General features: G+C 59.9%; 21 protein-coding genes. 16 read left to right on the plus strand and 5 right to left on the minus strand.

Annotated features, from left to right (window positions below; translation table 11 throughout):
• The first annotated feature begins 388 nt into the window (after nucleotides 1-388).
• The 8 genes from ffh to AB8E48_RS08095 all read left to right on the plus strand — a co-directional run bounded on the left by ffh (nucleotide 389) and on the right by AB8E48_RS08095 (nucleotide 8,654).
• Nucleotides 389-1,966 carry a signal recognition particle protein gene (gene ffh / locus AB8E48_RS08060; RefSeq protein ID WP_368886372.1) on the plus strand — a complete coding sequence of 526 codons (1,578 nt, stop codon included), beginning with the start codon at nucleotides 389-391 and terminating at the stop codon, nucleotides 1,964-1,966.
• Between the two features lie 117 nt (nucleotides 1,967-2,083).
• Nucleotides 2,084-4,879, plus strand: coding sequence for a hypothetical protein (locus AB8E48_RS08065; protein ID WP_368886373.1), 2,796 nt, complete (start codon nucleotides 2,084-2,086; stop codon nucleotides 4,877-4,879).
• A gap of 12 nt (nucleotides 4,880-4,891) precedes the next feature.
• Nucleotides 4,892-5,380 (plus strand): NUDIX domain-containing protein, encoded by a 489-nt coding sequence (locus AB8E48_RS08070; RefSeq protein ID WP_049345639.1) that lies wholly within the window; start codon nucleotides 4,892-4,894, stop codon nucleotides 5,378-5,380.
• A 335-nt stretch (nucleotides 5,381-5,715) separates the two neighbouring features.
• On the plus strand, nucleotides 5,716-6,138 hold the full coding sequence (gene rpsP / locus AB8E48_RS08075; protein WP_049358453.1) for a 30S ribosomal protein S16: 423 nt from the start codon (nucleotides 5,716-5,718) through the stop codon (nucleotides 6,136-6,138).
• 2 nt (nucleotides 6,139-6,140) lie between these two features.
• A complete protein-coding gene (locus tag AB8E48_RS08080) occupies nucleotides 6,141-6,386 on the plus strand; it encodes an RNA-binding protein (RefSeq protein ID WP_005505691.1) in 246 nt (81 codons plus the stop codon).
• 208 nt (nucleotides 6,387-6,594) lie between these two features.
• Nucleotides 6,595-7,245: a ribosome maturation factor RimM gene (gene rimM, locus AB8E48_RS08085; RefSeq protein ID WP_070634724.1), complete on the plus strand. Its 651-nt coding sequence runs from the start codon at nucleotides 6,595-6,597 to the stop codon at nucleotides 7,243-7,245.
• Nucleotides 7,246-7,248: 3 nt separating this feature from the next.
• On the plus strand, nucleotides 7,249-8,157 hold the full coding sequence (trmD, locus tag AB8E48_RS08090; protein WP_368886374.1) for a tRNA (guanosine(37)-N1)-methyltransferase TrmD: 909 nt from the start codon (nucleotides 7,249-7,251) through the stop codon (nucleotides 8,155-8,157).
• Nucleotides 8,158-8,366: 209 nt separating this feature from the next.
• Nucleotides 8,367-8,654, plus strand: a complete 288-nt coding sequence (locus AB8E48_RS08095; protein ID WP_070847925.1) for an antibiotic biosynthesis monooxygenase family protein — start codon at nucleotides 8,367-8,369, stop codon at nucleotides 8,652-8,654.
• 734 nt (nucleotides 8,655-9,388) lie between these two features.
• Here the strand turns inward: AB8E48_RS08095 and AB8E48_RS08100 are convergent.
• Nucleotides 9,389-9,805 (minus strand): MmcQ/YjbR family DNA-binding protein, encoded by a 417-nt coding sequence (locus AB8E48_RS08100; RefSeq protein ID WP_368886375.1) that lies wholly within the window; start codon nucleotides 9,803-9,805, stop codon nucleotides 9,389-9,391.
• Between the two features lie 93 nt (nucleotides 9,806-9,898).
• On the opposite strand from AB8E48_RS08100, the gene ettA reads away from it, so the two are divergent.
• Nucleotides 9,899-11,578, plus strand: coding sequence for an energy-dependent translational throttle protein EttA (ettA, locus tag AB8E48_RS08105; RefSeq protein WP_012903368.1), 1,680 nt, complete (start codon nucleotides 9,899-9,901; stop codon nucleotides 11,576-11,578).
• A 252-nt stretch (nucleotides 11,579-11,830) separates the two neighbouring features.
• Entirely contained in the window at nucleotides 11,831-12,406 is a 576-nt protein-coding gene (locus tag AB8E48_RS08110) for an HdeD family acid-resistance protein (protein WP_135007788.1), read from the plus strand.
• 134 nt (nucleotides 12,407-12,540) lie between these two features.
• Here AB8E48_RS08110 and AB8E48_RS08115 read toward each other — a convergent pair whose 3' ends face one another.
• Nucleotides 12,541-13,449 (minus strand): acyl-CoA thioesterase, encoded by a 909-nt coding sequence (locus tag AB8E48_RS08115; protein WP_070687623.1) that lies wholly within the window; start codon nucleotides 13,447-13,449, stop codon nucleotides 12,541-12,543.
• 204 nt (nucleotides 13,450-13,653) lie between these two features.
• On the opposite strand from AB8E48_RS08115, the gene AB8E48_RS08120 reads away from it, so the two are divergent.
• Nucleotides 13,654-14,517 (plus strand): transcriptional regulator, encoded by an 864-nt coding sequence (locus tag AB8E48_RS08120; RefSeq protein ID WP_070687625.1) that lies wholly within the window; start codon nucleotides 13,654-13,656, stop codon nucleotides 14,515-14,517.
• A 276-nt stretch (nucleotides 14,518-14,793) separates the two neighbouring features.
• Nucleotides 14,794-15,399 (plus strand): hypothetical protein, encoded by a 606-nt coding sequence (locus tag AB8E48_RS08125; RefSeq protein WP_005508133.1) that lies wholly within the window; start codon nucleotides 14,794-14,796, stop codon nucleotides 15,397-15,399.
• A 143-nt stretch (nucleotides 15,400-15,542) separates the two neighbouring features.
• Here AB8E48_RS08125 and AB8E48_RS08130 read toward each other — a convergent pair whose 3' ends face one another.
• On the minus strand, nucleotides 15,543-16,700 hold the full coding sequence (locus AB8E48_RS08130; RefSeq protein WP_368886376.1) for a GDSL-type esterase/lipase family protein: 1,158 nt from the start codon (nucleotides 16,698-16,700) through the stop codon (nucleotides 15,543-15,545).
• A 205-nt stretch (nucleotides 16,701-16,905) separates the two neighbouring features.
• Nucleotides 16,906-19,455, minus strand: a complete 2,550-nt coding sequence (gene pepN, locus AB8E48_RS08135) for an aminopeptidase N (protein WP_368886377.1) — start codon at nucleotides 19,453-19,455, stop codon at nucleotides 16,906-16,908.
• A gap of 376 nt (nucleotides 19,456-19,831) precedes the next feature.
• On the opposite strand from pepN, the gene AB8E48_RS08140 reads away from it, so the two are divergent.
• The 4 genes from AB8E48_RS08140 to AB8E48_RS08155 all read left to right on the plus strand — a co-directional run bounded on the left by AB8E48_RS08140 (nucleotide 19,832) and on the right by AB8E48_RS08155 (nucleotide 22,070).
• Complete coding sequence (locus AB8E48_RS08140) at nucleotides 19,832-20,323, plus strand: ribose-5-phosphate isomerase (RefSeq protein ID WP_368886378.1); 492 nt, start codon at nucleotides 19,832-19,834, stop codon at nucleotides 20,321-20,323.
• Nucleotides 20,324-20,441: 118 nt separating this feature from the next.
• Entirely contained in the window at nucleotides 20,442-21,326 is an 885-nt protein-coding gene (locus tag AB8E48_RS08145; protein WP_368886379.1) for an Fpg/Nei family DNA glycosylase, read from the plus strand.
• 19 nt (nucleotides 21,327-21,345) lie between these two features.
• Nucleotides 21,346-21,891, plus strand: a complete 546-nt coding sequence (locus tag AB8E48_RS08150; protein ID WP_368886380.1) for a cysteine hydrolase family protein — start codon at nucleotides 21,346-21,348, stop codon at nucleotides 21,889-21,891.
• Between the two features lie 35 nt (nucleotides 21,892-21,926).
• Nucleotides 21,927-22,070 (plus strand): zinc finger domain-containing protein, encoded by a 144-nt coding sequence (locus AB8E48_RS08155; RefSeq protein WP_368886381.1) that lies wholly within the window; start codon nucleotides 21,927-21,929, stop codon nucleotides 22,068-22,070.
• Between the two features lie 103 nt (nucleotides 22,071-22,173).
• Here the strand turns inward: AB8E48_RS08155 and AB8E48_RS08160 are convergent, their stop codons facing one another.
• Nucleotides 22,174-22,656, minus strand: coding sequence for a MerR family transcriptional regulator (locus tag AB8E48_RS08160; protein WP_368886382.1), 483 nt, complete (start codon nucleotides 22,654-22,656; stop codon nucleotides 22,174-22,176).
• Nucleotides 22,657-22,815 lie beyond the last annotated feature (159 nt).

Here is a 22,815-nt window from a genome sequence, read left to right on the forward strand (position 1 = left end):
AGGTGGGACTCGAACCCACACTCCGAAGAACCTGATTTTGAGTCAGGCGCGTCTGCCAATTCCGCCACTCGGGCGTATCACGCATTCGTGCGTAACACCTCTAGAATTCTAACCCAGGCTGTCTAGAAAATCTAATCTATCTGACGTGTTGGGGGCACCGTAGTGGGGCGTGGAGCGTCCGCTGAAAGTTTCTGCCGCTGCCGTGTGCACCTTCTGAGGGAGGTGCCCCTCGGTGTAAATCCTGAGCTCAGGGTGAACCGGCGCCACTTATCCACAGGTGGAGGCGGGGGAGAAAGCGCGCATCCTGTATCCTTAAAGACTGACTAACCATCCCCGTTCGCCTTCGCGGCTGGGGGCCACCTCAACGTTAAGAAAGTGATCACGGATCGTGTTCAATTCTCTCTCCGACCGCTTGACGGCAACTTTTAAGAACCTGCGCGGCAAGGGCCGCCTCTCCGAGGCAGACATTGATGCAACCGTCCGCGAAATCCGCCGCGCCCTGCTCGACGCCGACGTCGCGGTGCCCGTGGTCCGCGAGTTCGTCGCCCACGTGAAGGAACGCGCTCTCGGTGCGGAGGTTTCCGAGGCACTGAACCCCTCCCAGCAGATCGTGAAGATCGTGAACGAGGAGCTGGTGAGCATCCTCGGCGGTTCGACCCGCCGCATCAACATGGCGAAGAGCGGCCCGACCATCATCATGCTGGCGGGTCTGCAGGGTGCCGGTAAGACCACCCTGGCGGGCAAGCTGGCTCACTGGCTGAAGGGTCAGGGTCACACCCCCATGCTGATTGCCTCCGACCTGCAGCGCCCCAACGCGGTGACTCAGCTGAAGGTCGTTGGTGAGCGCGCGGGCGTGCCCGTGTACGCACCGCACCCCGGTGTGACCAGCGAGTTTGACGTACCCACCGGCGACCCCGTGCAGGTGGCTCGTGACGGTGTGGCTGAGGCGCGCGCTAAGCTGCACGACGTGGTGATTGTCGATACCGCGGGTCGTCTGGGTGTCGACGCTGAGCTCATGCAGCAGGCACGCGATATTCGTGACGCTATTGAGCCGCACGAAGTTCTGTTCGTCATCGACGCGATGATTGGTCAGGACGCCGTGAACACCGCCAACGCCTTCAACGAGGGTGTGGACTTCACCGGTGTGGTTCTGTCCAAGCTGGATGGTGACGCCCGCGGTGGTGCGGCACTGTCGGTGGCTTCGGTGACCGGCAAGCCGATTATGTTCGCATCCACCGGTGAGAACGTCACTGACTTTGAGCAGTTCCACCCGGACCGTATGGCAAGCCGCATCCTGGACATGGGTGACATCCTGACCCTGATTGAGCAGGCCGAAGCTCAGTGGGATAAGGCTGAAGCCGACCGCATGGCGAAGAAGTTCATCGATCAGGAAGACTTCACTTTTGAGGACTTCCTGGCTCAGATGCAGCAGATTCGTAAGCTCGGTTCCATGAAGAAGCTGCTCATGATGATGCCCGGTGCGGCTCAGATGCGTCAGCAGCTTGAGGCTTTTGATGAGCGCGAGATTGACCGCGTGGAGGCGATTGTTCGCTCCATGACCCCGCACGAGCGTGTGGCTCCGCGCATCATTAACGGTTCTCGCCGTGCCCGTATCGCTAAGGGTGCGGGTGTGACCGTGTCTGAGGTGAACCAGCTGATGGAGCGTTTCGCTCAGGCTCAGAAGATGATGAAGAAGCTTGCCTCGGGCAAGATGCCCGGCATGCCCGGCGGTATGCAGATGCCCGGTATGGCGGCTGCGGCGGGTGGCGCTCGTAAGAACGCGAAGAACAACAAGAAGAAGAAGGCTCGCTCCGGCAACCCGCAGAAGCGTGCGGCGCAGGAGGCGGCAGCAGCTAAGGCGCAGCAGGCACGCGCCGGTGCTGCGTTCGGTCAGCAGGCTCAGAACCAGGAGATGGATCTGTCCAGCATGAACCTGCCGAAGGGCTTCGAGAAGTTCCTGCAGTAAGAGCAAATATGAGCCCCGCGAGGGGTGGTACGGGTGCGCACGTGGTTACGGGGCGCACCCGTACCGGTATGGTGCCCGGTTGGGGTACATGAATGGTCGTGTGAAGGGAAGGTATCAATGGCTCAGAACGAGCAGAATTGGGATCGAGAGAACGCGGAGGATCAGCTGAATGAGCAGGTCACGCCTTGGTCTCAGCGCGCCTTCGCTCATGATTCTGTCGAGGAACCTGCCGGCGCATCTGTTGCCGAGTCTGCAGATGAACTTGCAGGCGACTTCGCGGGTGACCTCGACGATGAGTCGGGCATCCTTCCCGGATACACCCCCGTCTGGGCGCGCATCGCCCTCGAATACGGTGAGCATTCCGCCGACCTGGCGGGCGACCTCGTCTACTCGAGCGAGAGCGACGACCCCGCCGTTGACGACGTTGCCGCAACCATCCTGAACCTCATTCGTGAGGCCCGCAGCATGCACGATGAGGTGAAGGCGGAAGACCCCGATACGCAGCGCGCCTGGAACGACCGCACGAAGGTTGACCGCCTCGCCGCCGCCCTGGAGAGCGAAGAGTGGACCGTCGATAAGCTCACCGACATGTGGGAGGATGCCCCCGCACCCGCCGGCACCGGTGAGTCGGATAGCCCCGAGTACCTGCGCGCCCAGGATGAGGAGCGCACCGCCGAGAAGCAGCGTAATGAGCGCATCGAGCAGACCATGGAGCTGGAAGAGAAGATTCAGCGCCGCCGCATCATGGCTCGTTCTACCACCGATGAGGAGCTGATTGCCGCCCTCATTGAGGCGACCGCTGCATCCCCGGAGCTGATTGCCTACGAGATGGGCGAGCATCAGGTGCAGCTCTACGTGCTCTGCGCCGTGGACGATGAGGGCTACATGAACGTGCTGGAGGTCGCTGACGGCCACCTGCACGTGGGTACCCCGGTTGAGGATTATGTGGCTCAGCTGGTGGAGCAACTTCCGGTTACCGGTGCCGCCCTGGAGGGTGAGGCGACCGTGTGGGAGGAGCTTCCCGGTGGACAGGGCGAGCTGGAGTTCCTGGTGGACGGCGATGCCGCCATGCTTGTTGACCTGCCCATTGACATGATTACCGGGCTTCTTTTGGCGTACCTTCCTGCCGGTACTCGGCAGGTTGTTGCCGCACCGGCGGGGGAGTGGACCCTCATTTCTGCCGACCCGGTGGACCTCATGGCTCTGCTGGGCCTGCTGAACTGCAACGCCCTGATCGCTGAGGGCAACGCGAACCAGCAGCACCTGGTGGTGTACGAGGAGCCCGCCCGAGAGCCCTACTCGGATGAGGAGTGGTACCTGGAGGCGTTCGGTGAACCCTACGAGAACATCGTGGAGGAGTTTACCTGGCAGCGTGTGCCTAAGCGCCTGAATCGTGCCCTCAGTCGTGAGGAAGTCGCACGCTTTGGCGGCGTGCTGGAGGATTTGCTCTCGGAGCTTCCCGGTAGCGCCCCGGAGCTTTCGGGTTCGAAGATTTTCGGTTCCGATGAGGAGGAAATCGAGCAGGGTATCGCTAATGTCATGGCGATGTTTGGTGTGGAGGCTGATTCCATTACCGGTCGCCGCCTGAACGCGTACCTGCGCGATACGAGCAACACCCTGGCGCTGGAGTCTGTGCTGCAGCTGCTGGATGTTCCTACCGAGCTAGCGCTGGTTCCGACCACTGGTTTTGATGTGGCGTCGATTAGCACGGCTCGCGTCTTCGGCAACGAGGACGAGGGCTTCGCGCAGCCTGCCGGTTCTGCTGAGCCTGCTGAGTCTGAAACTACTGATGCGCAGGCATCTGAAGCTGTGGACGTTACCTTCCCGCTGGAAGACTCCGTTGCCGAGGCTACCTTCGCTGAGAACGCTATCTCTGGGAGCCCTGTCTCTGAGGACACTGCCGCAGAGGATGCTTCCTTCGAGGACGATGAGGAAATTGAACCCTACCCGGGCGGCTACACCTCGCCCCTGGACCGTAGCTACCGCCTCGTTGCGACCGGTCGCCGCGTGACCCTCGCCGAGTGGATGGACGCCATCAGTGAAGGCCATATTCCCTTCGAGTACACTCACATGTCTCTCCCGGAAGACGCTGAGGAAGAAGACTTCCTGGACTCTGAGGCGTTTGACGACTTCGAGGGCCACTACGAGCAGGACCGCGATTTCGATAAGGACGACGCGCAGCCTACGGGTGGCAGGAATTTCACCCCGGAGGAAGAAGAAGCTGTTCTTGCCCATTTGAGGGCTGCCCTCGCACCGTACTCCAGCCAGTCTTCCGCATCGCAGGCTGAGGCGACCTCGGCTGAGGGCGCACAATCTGATGCCGCGGTGGGCGACGAACCTGCGCCGAATGCATCGCAGGATACCAAGCATCAGGCACCGGTATCCCAGAGCCCCGCACCGCAGAGTTCATCCACTCAGGGCCCCGCGCCTCGTTCGCGTCGCAAGCGCCTGACCCCGGAGCAGATTCGTGCGAAGACCCGCCGCGTGGGTCTTGTCCTGGGCGCGGATGTGACGGCTCAGAGCGCTATTGCCCTGACCTTGGCGAATGTGGCGCGCCGCCGCCGCGCGCGGGGTAAGGCGAGCCGCAAGTTCTCGGTGGCTGCCGCGCTCTTTGCGCTGAATGCTACGGTCGAGTCGGCTCTGATTCCGACGGTTCTGCGTTCTTTCGAGCAGACCCAGTTGAAGAAGCATGCCCGCCCGGTGGCGGATGCTGAGCTGGTGCATCCGGGTGACACCGTAGGTGAGCAGCCCCCGACCAAGCGCACTCTGATTGATGACCTACGTGAGGGCCACTACCGCACGGTGGAGGATGCCGCCCCGTCCACGGAGCAGGCACCCTCTGGACTGCGTGAGCGTGCCCTGGGTATAGTGCGTAGCATCAGGCAGCGTGCTGCGAAGAAAACCGACCGCTAAAGGAAAGAAGCCATGAAGGATTCCTATCTGAGCGATGAAGAGCTGAAGGCTTTTATCGCGACCCTCCCCACGCGCCGTTTGGCGGCGGGCGCGCTGATTCGTAATGAGCGCGGCGAGATGCTGCTGGTGAAGCCGAACTATAAGGACGGCTGGATTCTTCCCGGCGGCACCGTGGAGGCGGGCGAGGCTCCCAAGCCCGGTTGCGAGCGTGAGATTGTGGAGGAGCTGGGCCTGGATCTGAAGCTGGGTCGTGTGCTGCTGATTTTCCACGGCCTGTCGCTGGGTGTGTGGGGCGATTCGACCTACTACATGTATGACGGCGGCGTGATTGCGGCGGATACGAAGATTACCCTGCAGGATGCCGAGCTGGTGACCTATGAGTGGGTGGCTCCGGAGAACCTGGAGGGTTATGTGCGCCCGTCGATGGTGGAGCGCCTGCGTGAGTGCTACCGCGCCCTGGAGACGGGGGAGACTCTGGAGATGAGCAACCTCGACTCCTAGCCACATCAATTCCTAGCAACCTCGACTAGAGCTCGTTGATGAGGGGATCGCCGGGGCAGCTATTTGAGCCGAGTAACAGCCGAGTGACCGGGCACAGCCGGGCACATTACGGGCTCAGAACGCTGTTTAAAAGTGATGTTCGGTGCCTGCGGCAATTATTTTTCCGTGTCGCTAGCTTAAAATCTTGGGCTCTGATACCCTAGCTGAGTACCCGGCGACGCGCGACCCCTCTCTTCGCGCGCCGTTGTGTCCATAGAGGCGCCGTGAATGGCCCGCCCCACGGGTGCTGAACCGTGTGCCTCGCACCAAATTATGAAACAGGAGTAACCACTAAAGTGGCTGTTAAGATTCGTCTCAAGCGTATGGGTAAGATCCGCGATCCTCGTTACCGCGTTGTGGTCGCTGATTCGCGCGTCAAGCGCGACGGTAAGACCATCGAAGAGATCGGTATTTACCACCCGACCGAGCACCCCTCGCGTATCGAGATCAACTCTGAGCGTGCTCAGTACTGGCTCTCTGTCGGCGCACAGCCGACCGAGCAGGTTCTGGCTCTGCTGAAGCTCTCGGGCGACTGGGCTGCATTCAAGGGCGAGAAGGCAGAGTCCAAGGTTCTGCCCGTCGAGGCTAAGGCTGAGTTCGTTGTTCCCGAAAAGGGTTCCGTGATCCTGCCCGAGGCTATCACCCCCAAGGCTGAGAAGGCTGAAGAGGCTGCTGAGGAAGCAGCTCCCGAGGCTGAGGCTGAGGAAGCAGCTGAGTAATCATGTTGGCTGACGCACTCGAACACCTGGTTCGAGGGATTGTCGATCGTCCGGAGGACGTGAAGGTGCGCCTGCGCACTCAGCGTCACCGTGAGACCCTTGAGGTTCGCGTGCATCCGGATGACCTGGGCCGAGTTATCGGCAGGTCTGGTCGTACCGCCAAGAGCATCCGTCTGGTGATGGACGCTATTTCTGATGGCGAGCCGATGCGTATCGACATTATCGACACCGACAAGAAGCGACGCTAGCTCGTAACGTTTGAAGCGCCCCCGTTTCCGGTTTTCCGGAGGCGGGGGCGTTCGCGTACCCGGGCTCTGTTTGCGAGCGCTAGCCCAGGTCACCGCGGGCAGGGGTGAAGAGCGGCAGAATGCGCCCGTCCGGAGTGCCCGGTAGAATAGTGGGAGCCGTGCACGTGCGCGGCGTAGGTTTTTAGCTTGTATCCAGCGGAGGAAAATTATGCAGGTTGTGGTGGCTCGTATCGGTAAGCCGCACGGTATTCGTGGTGAGGTGACGGTTCAGCTCTTTACTGATGCCCCGCAGGAGCGTTTTGCCCGCGGTGAGGTGCTCGGTATCGAGAATTTCAAGCCTGGCTCTGCTGCCGCTTCGGTGGCGCCTACCGGTGAGCTGACGGTTGCCGGTGCCCGCTGGAACAAGAAGATTCTGGTGGTCCGCTTTGATGAGGTGACCACCCGCAACCAGGCTGAGGAGCTGCGCGGCAGCCGCCTGGTCTACGAGGTGCCCGAGGATGAGGGCGACGAAGAGGGCTTCTACGAGCAGGAGCTGGTGAACCTGCCCGTGTACCTGCTGGCGGATGTGCCCGAGGGTGAGAGCCCCGTGGACAACCCGGCTGTGGGTAAGCCGCTGGGTAAGGTGACCGGTCTGCAGACCATGCCGGTTCAGGATCTGCTACTCATTAAGCTGGCTCGTTCGCCGCGTCTTGCCTCCGGTGCGGGCGAAGAGATCATGATTCCTTTTGTTGAAGAGATTGTGCCCGAGGTGGTTCCCTCGACCGAGGATGAGCCCGGCTTTGTGCTGCTGACTCCTCCAGCGGGTCTGATTGACCTGGTCGAGGATGCTGAGCAGGCTACTGAGCAGGCGGGGGAGTAGTCCGTGCGCTACGATGTGGTCACGATTTTTCCCGAGTACCTGGAGCCGCTGAAGCTGTCCCTGCTGGGTAAGGCGCGTGAGAAGGGCCTGGTGGACCTGCACCTGCACGACCTGCGCGAGTACACGTTTGACCGTCACCGCACGGTGGATGACACCCCGTACGGCGGTGGCGCGGGCATGGTCATGAAGCCCGAGCCGTGGGGCCTGGCCCTGGACGAGGTGCTTGCCGCCTCCCCGCTAAAGGCAACTACTGAAGGCGATGCTGAGGGTACCGAACCCGCCGCCGATACCCGTCCGCTGCTGATTGTCCCGTCCCCGGCGGGTGCCGTGTTTGATCAGGCGATGGCGTACGAGCTGGCGGAGGAGAAGCACATTGTTTTCGCCCCGGCGCGCTACGAGGGTATTGACGAGCGTGTGCTGGACTGGGCGCAGGAGAGCTTCCGCGTGATGCCCGTGTCCCTGGGCGACTACGTGCTTTACGGTGGTGAGGTTGCGGTCATGGCAATGATTGAGGCGATCACCCGCCTGATTCCGGGCGCGATGGGTAACCCCGCCTCCCTGGAGGAGGAGTCGCATACGGGCGGTCTGCTGGAGTACCCGGTGTACACGAAGCCCGCCGTGTGGCGTGACCGTGAGGTGCCGGAGGTGCTGCTGTCGGGTAATCACGGTGCGATTGCGCGTTGGCGTCGTGACCGTCAGATTGAGCGCACCCTGGAGCGCCGCCCCGATTTGCTGGAGGCGTACCCGGTGGAGCAGTGGGATAAGAAGGACCGCCGCTTCTTGGCTGAGCGCGGGGTGCATTTTGCGAACCCGGCAAAGGCGGCTCAGAAGAAGACGAAGAAGAGCCCCGCACCGCAGGCTGATAGCGCGGCTCAGGGTGAGGACACCACCCAGCCCGAGGCAAATTCCTAGGCCTCGAACAGGCGCTCGCGAGCGCCTCGTAATCCTCTGAATGGGGGTTAGCGTCATATAACTGTTAGTTGGCGCTAACCCCTATTTTTTGTGCCTTTGAACCGTTATGCTGAGGGTAACCTCGCCCGGAACATAGCCTACCTATAGGTGGCGCGAGGTGGTAATACGCTTTCATCGTTGAAGGCACGTACTCAACAGAAGGAGGACACATGTCCGTTGTTAAGGTTCACCGTCTTGCTGTCGTTGGCGACAACCAGGCTGAGCTGGAGAAGCGCTTCGCCGCTGCCCGCCACATTGCTGACTCTTTCCCCGGCTTTGAGGGCTTCGAGCTGTGGCGCCCCCTGGATGAGGGTGGCGACTACTTTGTGGTGACCCGCTGGGTTGATGAGGCAAGCCACGATGCGTACGCGGCGGCTCGTCGTGAGCGTGACCCGAACACTGTTGTCTCTCACGCTGATGGCACCATGAGTTTCGAAAAGGTGGAATTCGGCGAGTAATGACTCGCTCAGGGTATCCTCGGGGTAATTCCTGTCGATAATCGCCCTGAGTAGGGATTTTATCTTATTTTCATCTCATATATTGAGGGGTCGCACTGATTTTTCTAAATATTGCTTTAAGTGGGTATTAGCCCATGTGGAGGCGATATAAGGAAGGTTTGATGCGGCCCCTCCTTGATTTTTCGGGGTTTAAAACCTGTAGGTATTTCGTTGTGATTGGATATGTGGGTTAGGCGCTATAAAACACCTGAAATATGGTCAATGAATACCTCCAAAATCCTTCAATCCGAAAGTGACACTTTAATGCAAAAAGGTTATTATTAGTCCCGAGAGCACGCTTCGCCCGTGTCGGTAGTTCGGGCGAGGACAGCAATCTCCTCTCGGCTGTATCGCATGAGACAGCCGAGTCACTCAAGGGGATATTCAGCGCACCCGTGTGAGAACCTCCTCTGCATAAGGAGGTCTGGCAAGGGAGCCGACTCAACTATCACGTATTCACACAAGTGGTGCATGGTACTGGACCCCGCAATATATGGGATGGGAGCTTGGTGGTTCGAGCGTTCATTGTGGTTGATGACTCTCCCAGCCGCGGATAGAAAAGTGCTTTGCTTAGCGGGTGGGCAATTCGGTGGTCCGGACCGAGGCTCACCCGCTCCGCCGTTAAAGACTGTCTTTCACGCGCCCCGGTTTCCGGCGCATCCCGCCCCAAATAACCCGCCCCAAATAGCCTCCGCCTAGTGCTTTTCGGGTACCGGGCGCTCGCGGAACTCGATGGGTCGCTTTGCCTTGGGCAGCGAGTACATGACGCGCAAGTATGCATCCTCGACTAGTTCCTCCAGAACTTGCTCGGTCACGCCCTCGCCGGTGCCCACAGAAATCCAGTGCCGCTTATTCATGTGCCATGCCGGAATGATGCTCGGGTAGATGCGCTGCAGCACCTCCGACTCTTCCGGGTCGGTTTTGAGGTTCACAATGGGGTAGCCGATACCCTCCGTGTACATGGCGAACATCTTGCCGCCGATGCGGTACACCGTGTGTTCGGGTCCGAAGGGTTGATCGCTCGTTGCCAGCGGCATGGCGAGCGCGAGGTGGTGCAGGGTCTGCTCCAGGTCTTCGGGCTGTAGAAGTTTGGGGGAGGGGGTTGTGCTCATAGCTTCGAGTCTAGTGCCCCGCACGGTACCCCGCCTAGCACGCAACCCAAAACTCTCGTACCCTCAGCCGAATCCACGCTAAAATAGGTAACTATGGCTGAATTTATTTATCAGATGATCAAGGCCCGCAAGACTGTGGGCGACAAGGTCATCCTTAACGACGTGACGATGTCGTTCTTCCCCGGCGCCAAGATCGGTATGGTTGGTCCGAACGGTGCGGGTAAGTCGACCATCCTGAAGATTATGGCTGGCCTTGACCAGCCGTCCAACGGTGAGGCACGCCTGACCCCCGGTTACACCGTGGGTATCCTCATGCAGGAGCCGCCGCTGAACGAAGAGAAGACCGTTCTTGGCAACGTTGAAGAGGGCGTGGGCGAAATCAAGTCCAAGCTGGACCGCTTCAACGAAATCTCCGCCCTGATGGCTGAGCCCGACGCTGACTTCGACGCCCTCATGGAAGAAATGGGTCAGCTGCAGGAAGCTATCGACGCCGCTAACGCATGGGACCTCGACTCCCAGCTGGAGCAGGCAATGGAGGCGCTGCGCTGCCCGCCCGCTGACATGCCCGTTACCCACCTCTCCGGTGGTGAGCGCCGCCGCGTGGCACTGTGCAAGCTGCTGCTGCAGAAGCCTGACCTGCTGCTGCTTGACGAGCCCACCAACCACCTGGACGCAGAGTCTGTGCTCTGGCTGGAGCAGCACCTGCAGTCCTACGAGGGTGCCGTCATCGCGATTACCCACGACCGTTACTTCCTCGACCACGTGGCAGAATGGATCGCTGAGGTTGACCGCGGTAACCTGTACCCCTACGAGGGTAACTACTCCACCTACCTGGAGAAGAAGCGCTCCCGCCTTGAGGTTCAGGGCAAGAAGGACGCTAAGCTCGCTAAGCGCCTGAGCGAGGAACTGGACTGGGTCCGCTCCAACGCTAAGGGCCGCCAGGCTAAGTCGAAGGCTCGTCTGGCACGCTACGAGGAGATGGCTGCGGAGGCTGAGAAGACCCGCAAGCTTGACTTCGAAGAGATTCAGATTCCTCCGGGACCGCGCCTGGGCAACGTCGTTATTGAGGCTGAGAACCTGCAGAAGGGCTTCGACGGCCGCTCCCTGATTAACGGTCTGTCCTTCTCCCTGCCCCGTAACGGTATTGTGGGTGTGATTGGTCCTAACGGTGTGGGTAAGTCCACCCTGTTCAAGACCATCGTTGGCCTGGAGCCCCTGGACGGCGGCGAGCTGAAGGTCGGCGAGACCGTGAAGATTTCGTACGTTGACCAGAACCGCGCGAACATCGACCCGGAGAAGAGCCTCTGGGAGGTCGTCTCTGACGGTCTGGACTACATCCAGGTCGGCAACGTTGAGATGCCTTCGCGTGCGTACGTTTCCGCGTTCGGCTTCAAGGGCCCGGACCAGCAGAAGAAGGCGGGTGTGCTCTCCGGTGGTGAGCGTAACCGTCTGAACCTGGCGCTGACCCTCAAGCAGGGCGGTAACCTGCTGCTGCTCGATGAGCCCACTAACGACCTGGACGTTGAGACCCTCGCATCCCTGGAAAATGCGCTGCTGGAATTCCCCGGCTGTGCAGTGGTCGTCTCTCACGACCGTTGGTTCCTGGACCGCGTGGCAACCCACATCCTGGCGTGGGAGGGCACCGATGAGAACCCGGATCAGTGGTACTGGTTCGAGGGTAACTTCGAGTCCTACGAGAAGAACAAGATTGAGCGCCTCGGCCCCGAGGCTGCTAAGCCGCACCGCGTGGTGCACCGCAAGCTGACCCGATAGGGTTTGGTTCGGTAGTAAGCCCCGCCTCCTGCGCTGTTGAAGCGTGAGGAGGCGGGGCTTTGCTGTGTCTGCTGGGGAAGGGGTATAGTCCTGCTATCTCACGTGTTGTTCCGCTACGTGGTGGGTTATTCGTCGGTAGAAATAGTTCGCTCAGTGGCGACCGATATATCGTGGCGGACTTCATATTTACGGTTTATAATGGGTATGTGCGTAAGTACAACTGACACATGTGATTACGAAGAGAAGAGCATTATGCTTTCAAAATATAACTGGATGTCCTTGGTTACCGGTCTGTTGCTGATTGCAGCGGCAATCTACATGTTCGCCAATCCCGCTATTCCGCTGGTAGTTCTGGGTTATGTGTTCTCCATTTCGGTGTGGCTTGGTGGCGTGTTTGAACTGGTACGTTACTTCGGCACGCCAAAGCAGGCACGTACCGGCTGGGACCTGGTTGACGGCATCTTGACCGTGGTGGCTGGCCTGATTCTGCTGACTGCCTCGGTGGGTGCACAGGCAACCTTCATCCCGACCATTGTGGGTACGTGGATGATTATGTGGGCGCTGATTCGTCTGATGACTGCCCAGGGCGTGAAATACCTGAGCTACGCCGCCGGACGCCACCTGCAGCTCTCTGCTATTGGTACCCTTATTCTGGGCTTGCTCGTGGTGCTGTTCCCGATAATCTACGGCGTGGCGGCAGTATGGATGGCAGCACTGGGTCTTCTGGTGACCGGTCTGGTATTCGTGGGTGACTTCTTTGTTTCCCGCCGCACCAAGAGCACCGTGCACATTTCCCCGGACGGTGTGATTGACGGCGAAGCTAAATAAGAGCTTCCAAACGGCTTCTAGACCGTACACTAGAACATAAGAAAGACCGTGTGAGACAACCACCTCACACGGTCTTTCTGTATGCTCTGCCAGGTTCGCCTGACGCCTTCCGGTAGTCCTAGCGGTGCTCTGCTTTATCGATATTCCGGCAGGCGGAACATCATTTCCTGCGCCACGGTCGCCACCAGCTCACCGGAACGATTGAAAATCGAACCCTGCGCGAGCATCCTGCCGCCCTGCGCGCTCGGGGAATCCAGCACGTACAGCAGCCACTCGTCGGCGCGCGCCGGGCGGTGGAACCACATCGCGTGATCCAGCGAGGCGCTCTTGAGGCCCGGTTCCAGCCAGAACTTGCCGTGACGACGCAGAGCAGGCTCCAGCGGCAGGTAATCCGAAGCGTAGGCGATAGCGGCGCGGTGCTCCGCCTCCGACGCCTCAGAACCATCAGCATGCACCAGGCGGTCAAAGGTCTTGAACCACACGCAGGCACGCGGCTGTGTCGAGGAGGCATCCGCCTGAGTGTACAGAGGTGCGTCCACGTGTCGCATATCAATGGGGCGTTCCCACGCGACCGCCTGTGCAATTGGGTGGGGGAGCTGGCCCAGGTAGTCGCTGACCATCGGCAGCGATTCGGGGTCCGGCACCTCCGGCATGGTCACTGCGGTGTGCTCCGGGCCGCGGCTATCAGACTGGAAAGACATAATCGCCGAGAACATGGGCGCCTCATCATGGAACACCTGCACTCGGCGGGTCGAGAAGGAACGGCTATCGTTCAGGCGCTGAGTGGCGAAGAACAGTTCACGCTCAATATCGCCGGGGCGCAGAAAATAGGCGTGAATCGAGTGGATGTCCTTGCCCTCCACCGTGCGGTCGGCGGCAATAATCGACTGGGCAAGAACCTGACCACCGAAAGTACGCGGCTGCTCGCGGGTGAGCGTCACGCCGGTAGACACTTCATCACTACCGAAGGAGGCGGGCGCCGCCTCCACGGGGGAGAGGTCCAGCATCCGCATGAGGTTTTGGGTCACAGTGGGCTTGGTCATGGTTTTATTCTCGCACGTTTTCAATGAACCGGTTTCTGGCGTAGAGTGGGAGAGCATACTCTGAGACAACCACGACAGGTTGATTCGGAACATTGACTAGGAACGATGACCCGGATTGTCGATCCGGAACGTCTGCCTAACACACCATCGCAGATATCACCCACCCCTTGCCACCGAGCAGGCCTACGCCGAAAAGGAGCAGAAATGACTACGCCGTCTGAAACCACCCCTGACAATACCCCCGTGCAGGAGAACGCTCCCGACCAGAACAGCGCATCGAACGCGGCAGCACCCATTGAGCTCAAGTACAACCCCCACGAAGGCGTGGAGGAGCCCTACCTGATCCTGCCCGGCGGCGCGCAGGGTGCCGCAGTCGTCAAGGATCTTGCCACCTACATCTCCCGCGCTCTGGCCGTAAACCCGGATGCGGCTATCCGCCTGACCGCGCGCGGTCGCGTGGTGGCGGTGTTCGCCTGCTCCCTGGAGCCGGAGGACGCCTCCTCGGACGCCCCGGTTATTATGGGTCTGCGAGCCCTGCACCTGCTGGCTGACTCGACCCTGGACATGACCGTTCAGGCGCAGTCGCTGCTGGACCGTCTGGCGCGTCTGCAGAAGCAGGCAGAAGAACAGATCAACGAAGAGAACCCGCAGCTGGTGCTGTTCATGCCGCCGGTGACCGTCAACGCCAGCTGGGCTGGCAAGTCAGCCCCGCTCAGCGGCTGGTACGAGGTTGGTACCGTCCCGGTTGAAGAATTCCACCGCGCCACCGCAGAGGGCCTGGAGGCGGTAGAACGCGCCCTGCCCGAGAACCCCGGTGCCGCGGTGCTTTCCACGGTGCGCTCGCGTATTTGGTCCTCCGATATGGTGCTGGAGTACCTACCTGAGTTCGATACTGTGCTTGTACCGACCGGCGCGGCATTCGCCCTGCGCGTGTTCGGTTTCATCCCGGAAGGCTTCACGGGCGATCTGCCGCTCTTCGCTGCGCATGTAGGTTCGGAGGAGTGGCTGCGCATTGTGGCGCCCGCCGGTATGGTGCTGGTGCGCCGCGGTTCCGGTTCGCTACTCTAACTTTCCTCGAGACATTTCTAGATTTTTTACGCTGGTGGTGTGGGCTCTTTGCCTGCGCCACCAGCGGTTTTTCTATGCCGTATGACATCAACGGGGTAGTTGTAATAATGACATTCGATAGGGCATTACTTTACGAAAATAGGGTATTCTAGAGAGACTACGCCCTTTCACCGGGGCGTCTTTGACACACCGATTACCAGCCACACCGCACGGGAACTCTTCCGCCGCGCCCTCACCAGGCGCATTCTTCCCGTACGGTTCGAAAGTGAGACCTATATGGATCTGATTGCAGTCGACATTGACGGTACCCTTGCCAGCAACCGAGATCAGATGGACAAGTACCTGACCGGTTTCTTCGCAAGCAACCGCCGATTCTTCAAGGCCATCCGCAACGCCACGGTCAATGTTGAAATTGCCGACCGTGTTCGCGAAATCGCGGCAGACACCGGCGCAGAGGTCGTAGTAATTACCGGCCGCGATGGCACCTACATGAAGGAATTGAACCAGTTCATCGCCCGCGCAGGTCTGGAACCCAAGCACGTGTTCGCTAAGCCCGGCAACGACGGCTCCAACAGCCCCGCATGGAAGGACTCCGTCATTGAGTCCCTGATTGCTGACGGCAACCGCATTATCCACGCTTTTGAAGACACCGACCACGAGGTGTACCTGCGCCGCGGCATTCCCGTCACCTGGGTCGCCCCGATTCGCGACTACATTGGCGAATGGCACTACGAGTCGATTGACATTGACCCGGTCGCCTGGGCTGCCGAGCAGCGTGAGAAGGAAGCCGCTCGTGAGCGTCAGAAGCGTCGCCTTGCGGAGGGCGTGCTCGCACACCAGAAGGCCGAGGCGAAGGAACGCCAGGCAAACGTCGCGGCATAAAACCCGCACACCAACTTGAGAGCTGCGGTGGGTAACCCACTCAAACGAATGAGGCGCCGGAAGGATTCAATCCTCCCGGCGCCTCATTCTAATGCTATATGCGTTGATCGAAGCTGATGTACTCGGCTGATTACACAGTTAGTTTACGCGGTGCCGAGCAGTTCACGCAGACGAGTCGCAAAGGGGCCCGCCAGCTTATGGTGCGCCTTCTCCTTCAGATGCACGCCATCAGCCATGTCACCCTCAGCCAGGTAGAGGCTCTGCCAGCCCGAGGTGTCCATGAACAGCACGCCGGTCTCGCGGGCACCCTGCCTTGCCACCTCGTTTGCCACGTGACGCTTATGCGCCACCTGCTTATCCGGTGCAGACGCCTCATCCATAGACACCACACCACCGAACACAATCTTCGACGACGGGTACATACGTCGCAGCTGCTCAATGACCTGAGTCTGGTGAGCGTTCACGTGCTCGCGCGCCTTCGTCTCATCCTCGTGAATGTAAATGTCATTGCCGGAGGCGTCCAGGTAAATCACGCCGGGGTTACCGCTCGGCAGAGCCCAACGGCCACCCATCACACCCTGATAGTAGGAGGGGCACACACCCTCGCGGGCGGTCACAAAACCCACGCCGCCGCAACGGAATAGGTAAGGCACAAAACCCGCCTGCTTCAGGCCCAAACCAACCCAGGAGGTTGAGGTCACCTGCGAGTCACCAATCACCAGGGCGTCCTTAGCGCCCAGAACGTTGGTGTTACGCGGCAGGCTGTTCGCCTTATCCCAGTAGAGTTCAGCCTTCTCAAACTTGGTGTACAGAACGCCGTTCTCGGAACGCCAGCTCACCGGCAGGCCCTCCCAACCGGCAAAGTCGCTGTACTCGCGCTGCTTCCACCAGTGAGTGTAGACGCCGGTTTCCACCGCGACCGGGCCGTACTTGGGGGTGTACATGACCACGCCGCCCTTGAACTGCTGAACCAGCATGTCTGCGGCATCAGCGGAGGTTGAGAACGGCGCCTGAATCTCACCGGTTGCCTGCGCGCCTTCCTTACCGAAGGCGTTCTGTGCGGTGCGTTCAATCTTCTGCGCCGGGGTAGTCGGTTCCGGAGTCGGCTCGGGGGAGGGAGACTCGCTGGGGCTTTCCTGCGCCGACTGGGTAGGCTCGGCGCTCGCGGCAGCGGTAGCGGCAGTGCCACCGGGCGCGTTGAAGCCTCCTGCGGAGTACACGCCAAAGGAACCGGCGGCAACCACAGCAACGATTGCGCCGGTCAGAGAAGCTTTCGCGATAGGAGACTTGATAGAAGGCATGCACAACAGTATACGATAGGCGCAACCCCAAGTAGAGAGCTTTTGAGGGATATTCAAACGAAAACGACAAAAAATATGCACTGCAGTGACAAGATTTTAGACTCTTGATGCAAAACGTCCCCTCCCACCCCGCAAACGGGGTAGAAGGGGACGAACAGAAACTCATGAGAGCGGGCAACAAACCCGCCTCAGCTCATAAGCATTGTTAGATGTCAGCAGCCTGAACCTTCAGCGCACGAGCCACGCCGTCGCGTGCCTCCGCAATCTGACGGTACAGAGCCGCAGCATCCTCAGGCAGAGACGCCAGGTACTTCTCGGTACGCTCCAGCAGCTCAGCAGTCGGCTCGCTCGGGTACATGCCGCCAATAATCTGCATGGAAATCTCGTGCGAACGCGAACGCCAGATGCCCTCAATCTGCTCGAAGTACGGCTCATCGTACTGGGCAATCAGCTCGGGCTTGCCGGACTTGAAACCGGAAATAGCGTAACGCTGAATCATGTTCGACAGCTCGCCGGTCACCATGATCTTGTTCCAGTACTCAGCCTTAGCTTCCGCGGTCGGAATCGACGCGTATGCCTGAGCGGCGTACTGCTGGCCATTTGCGGTGTTGTCGTTCTCCAGCTCCGCAGCAATCTGCTCGGCGGAGAAGCGGCCACCGGTAGCCAGGCGGCACACCAGGTTCCAACGCAGGTCAGCGTCAATGTCCAGGCCCTCAAGGGTCAGCTCACCCTCGAAGAGGCGCTGCACATTGTTGTACTGGTCTTCGGTGCGGGTCTGGTTGATGAACGCCTGCAGCAGCTGTAGCTGAGCATCCGAATCGGGCTCTGCAACGCATGCCAGCTCCCAGAGGCGGTCAGCGGCACGGTGGCGGGTCTCCTCGCGAGCCTCGGGAGCCACGAAGGAGTGCAGGGTAGCGGACAGGTTGTTGATCTGGGTGCGCAGGGCGGTGGAGTTGGTCTCCTTGCCGATGTTGTTCAGCACCAGGTCAACATACTTACGTGCCGGCATCTGAGCGTCACGCACGGTATCCCAGAGCGAGCCCCAGACCACGCCGCGAGCCACGGACGAATCAATGTCACCCAGGTGCTTGATAGCGGTCTCGATGGAACGCTCGTCCAGGCGAATCTTTGCGTACGCCAGGTCCTCATCGTTCAGCAGCAGCAGGTCGGGGCGCTTCTTACCGAGAGCCTCCTCAACCACGGTCAGCTCGCCGTCAATGTCCAGCTCGATGCGGTCGGTACGGGTCAGCTTGCCGTCGACCAGGTTGTAGAAACCAATCACGGCGCGGTGCGGGCGCAGGGTCTCGAAGCCCTCAGCGTAGGACTGGCGAATACCCAGCGAAGAAATGTTGCCAGCCTCGTCGTTCTCAACCTCAACGGCAAGAGTGTTCACGCCAGCGGTCTCAAGCCACTTAGCGCTCCACGCACGCACGTCACGGCCGGAGGTGCGCTCCAACTCAACCAGCAAATCATCCAGAACGGTGTTGCCCCAGCTGTGCTTATCGAAGTACACCTTCAGAGCGGCCATGAAGTTCTCCTGGCCAACCCACGCCACCATCTGACGCAGCACCGAAGCGCCCTTCGCGTACGTAATACCGTCGAAGTTCACCTGAACGTCGGCAAGGTCACGAATCTCAGCCACAATCGGGTGGGTCGAAGACAGCTGATCCTGACGGTACGCCCAGGTCTTCTCCGAAGCGGCGAAGGTAGCCCACGCCTCCTTGGCGTAGCGGGTGTTCTCCGCAGCAGCCAGGGTCGACATGAATTCAGCGAAGGACTCGTTCAGCCACAGGTCGTTCCACCACTTCATGGTGACCAGGTCGCCGAACCACATGTGAGCCAGCTCGTGCAGAACGGTGATAGCGCGGCGCTCACGCAGAGCCTCCGCAACCTTGGAACGGAAGACGTAGGTCTCCAGGTAGGTCACGCAGCCAGCGTTCTCCATCGCACCGGCGTTGAACTCGGGCACGAACAGCTGATCGTACTTCTCGAACGGGTACGGGGTCTTGAACTGCTCCTCGTAGAACTCGAAGCCCTGACGGGTCAGCTCGAACATGTCCTCAGCATCAACGAACGGCATGAGGGACTTACGAGCGTACACGCCCAGCGGAATCACGCGACCCTCAGAGTTGGTCAGCTCGCTGGTGACCTTCTCGTAGGGGCCAGCAACAATCGCGGTAATGTACGAAGACATGCGCGGGGTCGGCTTGAAGAACCAGGTCTTCGCGCGGCCGCAACCGCACTCCTTCTCCTCAATCTTCACCTCGGGCTGGTTCGACACAACCACCCAGTGCGAGGGAACGCGCACAATAAACTCAAACTCAGCCTTCAGGTCGGGCTGCTCAAAGACGGGGAACACGCGGCGGGAGTCCGGCACCTCAAACTGGGAGTACAGGTACACTTCGCCGTCGGCGGGGTCCACGAAACGGTGCAGACCCTCACCGGTGTTGGTGTAGAACATCTCTGCATCAATGACCAGGGTGTTCTCAGCGGCAAGGTTCGGCAGCTGGATGCGCTCGCCGTCCGCCAGGTCGGTGCTCAGCTCTTCACCGTTGAGGTTAATGGACTTGACCGAGGAAGTGATGGCGTCAATGAAGGTGGAGGCACCTTCCTGAGCGTCGAAGCGGATTTCGACCTTCGAGGAGAAGACGTCTTTGTCCTTCGGCAGGTCGAGTTCAATACGGTACGAGTGCACGCGCTTAATAATGGATGCGCGTTCGGTTGCCTCATTGCGGGTTAGGTTCAGGCCGGGCATACAGCTCCCTCTCCTTAGATGTGAATAGCGTGCCGTGCTGACACGCCCTGTCATGGTGCGCTGGTTCCCGAGGTGCGCGGCTCCTGCGATGCTGCATACGTAGCGCTGGAGGCGTTCAAGCTTGGGCGCGGCGAATCGGGACACCAAAAAGTGCCATATCCCACAGTCTACCGTATAGGTGGGGGTCTAGAAGGCTCCGCATTACCCGAACCCGCGCGAATTCGATACAGTTAAGACAGAAAAAACCCAAACGGGGAGCGTATCCCACCTGATGGATGCGCGGCGCACTCTAGCAACGGCGCTCAGAACTGAGAACCGGCGCCTCCCACGAACGCACATTCGCACGTCACCAAGACAAAATCACCAGGAGAGTACCATGCGCGTACACATCGCAACCGACCACGCTGGCCTCGAGCTGAGCCACTACCTGATTGAGTCCCTCACCGCTGAGGGCTACGAGATGATTGACCACGGCCCCGCCGACTACGACCCGCTGGATGACTACCCCTCGTTCTGCATTAACGCAGCCCTTGGTGTGAAGCGTGACCGTGATGCTGGTCTGGACTCCCTGGGTATCGTGCTGGGCGGTAGCGGTAACGGCGAGCAGATGGCTGCGAACAAGGTTGAGGGTATCCGTGCGGCTCTGGCGTGGAACCACGACACCGCGGCACTGGCTCGCGAGCACAACAACGCGCAGGTGGTTGCTGTGGGCGGCCGCCAGCACAGCAAGGAAGAAGCACTGGAAATCATCAAGGTCTTCCTGGCTACCCCCTGGACCAACGAGGAGCGTCACGCACGCCGTATCGGCCAGCTGGCTGAGTACGAGCAGACCGGCGACATTGCCGGCAAGCAGATTGACGCTGACTAAGCTCTAAAATCTGAGGCGCATAGTGCAGGCTATGCGCCTCAGTCGTCTCTGCACTCCATATAATCCGTACTGTTTATACCCGCGCTATTTCTAGCCGCCGAGTTTTTGAGGGGGACCCGTGCCCGAAGGCCACTCCATCCACCGTATCGCCCGCCAAATCAGCGACGTCTTCACCGGCGAGCGCGTGCAGGTTTCCTCCCCGCAGGGCCGCTACGCTGAGGGTGCCGCCCTGCTGGACGGTTACACCATCACCGGCGCGTACGCGCACGGCAAGCACCTGTTCGTGACCTTCGAAAACGACCTGACCCTGAACGTGCACTTGGGTATTTACGGTAACTGGAGCTTTGGCGGGGACGAGACGTTCACGGGCGCTTCGAGCATTGGTGCGCCCCGCAAGATTGGCGAAAAAGAATACGCGGCGGGGGAGGGAGAGCCCTATGCGGGTCCTCCCGAACCGAAGAGCACCGTGCGCTGTCGTATCGTTTCGGAGCACGGCTGGGCGGACCTGGTGGGTCCGACTATTTGCCGCACCCTCACTCCGGATGAGGTGCGCACCGTCCGCTCCAAGCTCGGCCCCGACCCGCTCAACCCGGACGCCGACCCCGAGCAGTTCTACCGCGCGGCGCGTAAGAGTTCCCGCCCGATTGGTGTGATTCTCATGGACCAGGCGGCTATCTCCGGCGTGGGCAATATCTTCCGTGCCGAATCGCTCTACCGCCAGGAAATTGACCCGCTGCGCCCCGGCAAGAGCCTCAGTGACGACGAGCTCAAGCGACTCTGGGAAGACAATAAGCACCTACTGGTCATCGGCGTGCGCGTGGGACGCATCATCACCACCGAACCCGAAGACCGCCCCGGCGTGCCAGAAACCGAGGCCTGGCCCGACCACGCCAACTACGTGTACATGCACCATGGCGAACCCTGCCGCCGTTGCGGAACCACCATCCGCATGGAAGAGATCGCCGGTCGCAAGCTCTACTGGTGCCCTGGCTGCCAGAAGTAGCTACAGGAGGAGAGGAACAATGGATGAGGCTCTATTGGTGGTGGATGTTCAGAGGGGTTTTCTGCATCCGCAGCTACCGGCTAGAAATAATGAGGGTGCGGAAGAGAAGATGCAGAAGATTATGGAGGCTTTCCGCCGTTCAGGGTGGGAAATAATCCATATTCAGCATCGGGGAACGGATCCGAGCTCTTTCTTTTACGATGAGGAAAATATTAGGTTCCAGAGCGGATTTGAGCCTCGTGTGGGGGAGAAGGTATTTACAAAAAATGTGAATAGCGCATTTATTGGTACAAATCTGCTTGCCTATCTGCGTGAACGCGGGATTGATCGGCTCACGGTGATGGGTTGTACGCTACCGCATTGTGTGTCTACCACTGTGCGGATGGCGGCAAATTATGGTTTTCAGGTGACTCTTGTTGAGGATGCCTGCGTAACCTTTGCTCTTTCTGATGGTGCCGGTGATTTTCTTTCCCCGGAGATGGTGCACCTCTACAATATTGCGGCGTTGCGCGATGAATTCGCCACGATTGTCTCGGCGCAGCAGGTGCTTGAGGAGTATATATAAGCAGGCTGGAGTGTGCGGATTCTGAGCGCGCCGGCGTGCCCGAAACTGAGGCCTGGCCCGAGCACGCCAACTACGTGTACATGCACCACGGTGAGCCGTGCAGCCGCTGCGGAACCACCATCCGCATGGAAGAAATCGCCGGCCGCAAACTCTACTGGTGCCCCGGCTGCCAGCTGTAGGGAGCGGGTTGCCAGGTGTAGGACGTTGGTTCTAAAAACTCAGCTGTAGAAAAAAGAAAAGCGAGGAGCCACCGATGTTGAGTCGGGGGCTCCTCGCTTAGCTCTACTGCCCTGATTTATCAGGCGGCATCAGGCTCGATATGTAGGTGATTTCTCCGGCGCGGACTTTGGCGTAGAACTCCATCTTGGTGTCGATGAAGTCAACCATTTCCTGCAGGGTCGCCATTTTCTGTTCTACGACCTTGCGTTGTGCTTCGAGCATGACTTCGCGTTCGGGGATGCTTCCTTCACCTTGCAGGCACAGCTCCATGTAGGCGCGCATCTGGTCAATGCCCATGCCGCATTCACGCAGGTGGTAGAGGCCCTTGAGCCAGGCGACGTCGTGTTCGTCGAAGACGCGGTAGTTGTTTTCGTCGCGGCTGACTCGGGGCACTAGCCCAATTTTGCAGTAGTAGCGTACGGTGTCGAGCGAGATTCCGCTGGCTTCTGCGACGGCTTCGGCGGTCTGGTCTGCGGGGATCTGGTAGACGCCGAATCCCTGGGCGGGGATGGTGTTGCCGTCCGAGAGGGTGAATGCGTTCAGCATGATGTTTTCCTTACATGTCTTTGACGTGTTGACATGTTCCAGTGAAGCACTTGGGAGTGACTCCCAAGCAAGCTGTTTTCGCATATTTTTTGAAAACTTTTTTGCGGGGTAAGCGTGGCGGGGGAGAGCGGAGTCCCGTCACTGTTGAGCGGAATCTTG

The sequence above is a fragment of the Rothia mucilaginosa genome (assembly GCF_964211445.1).
Taxonomy (GTDB): domain Bacteria; phylum Actinomycetota; class Actinomycetes; order Actinomycetales; family Micrococcaceae; genus Rothia; species Rothia mucilaginosa_E.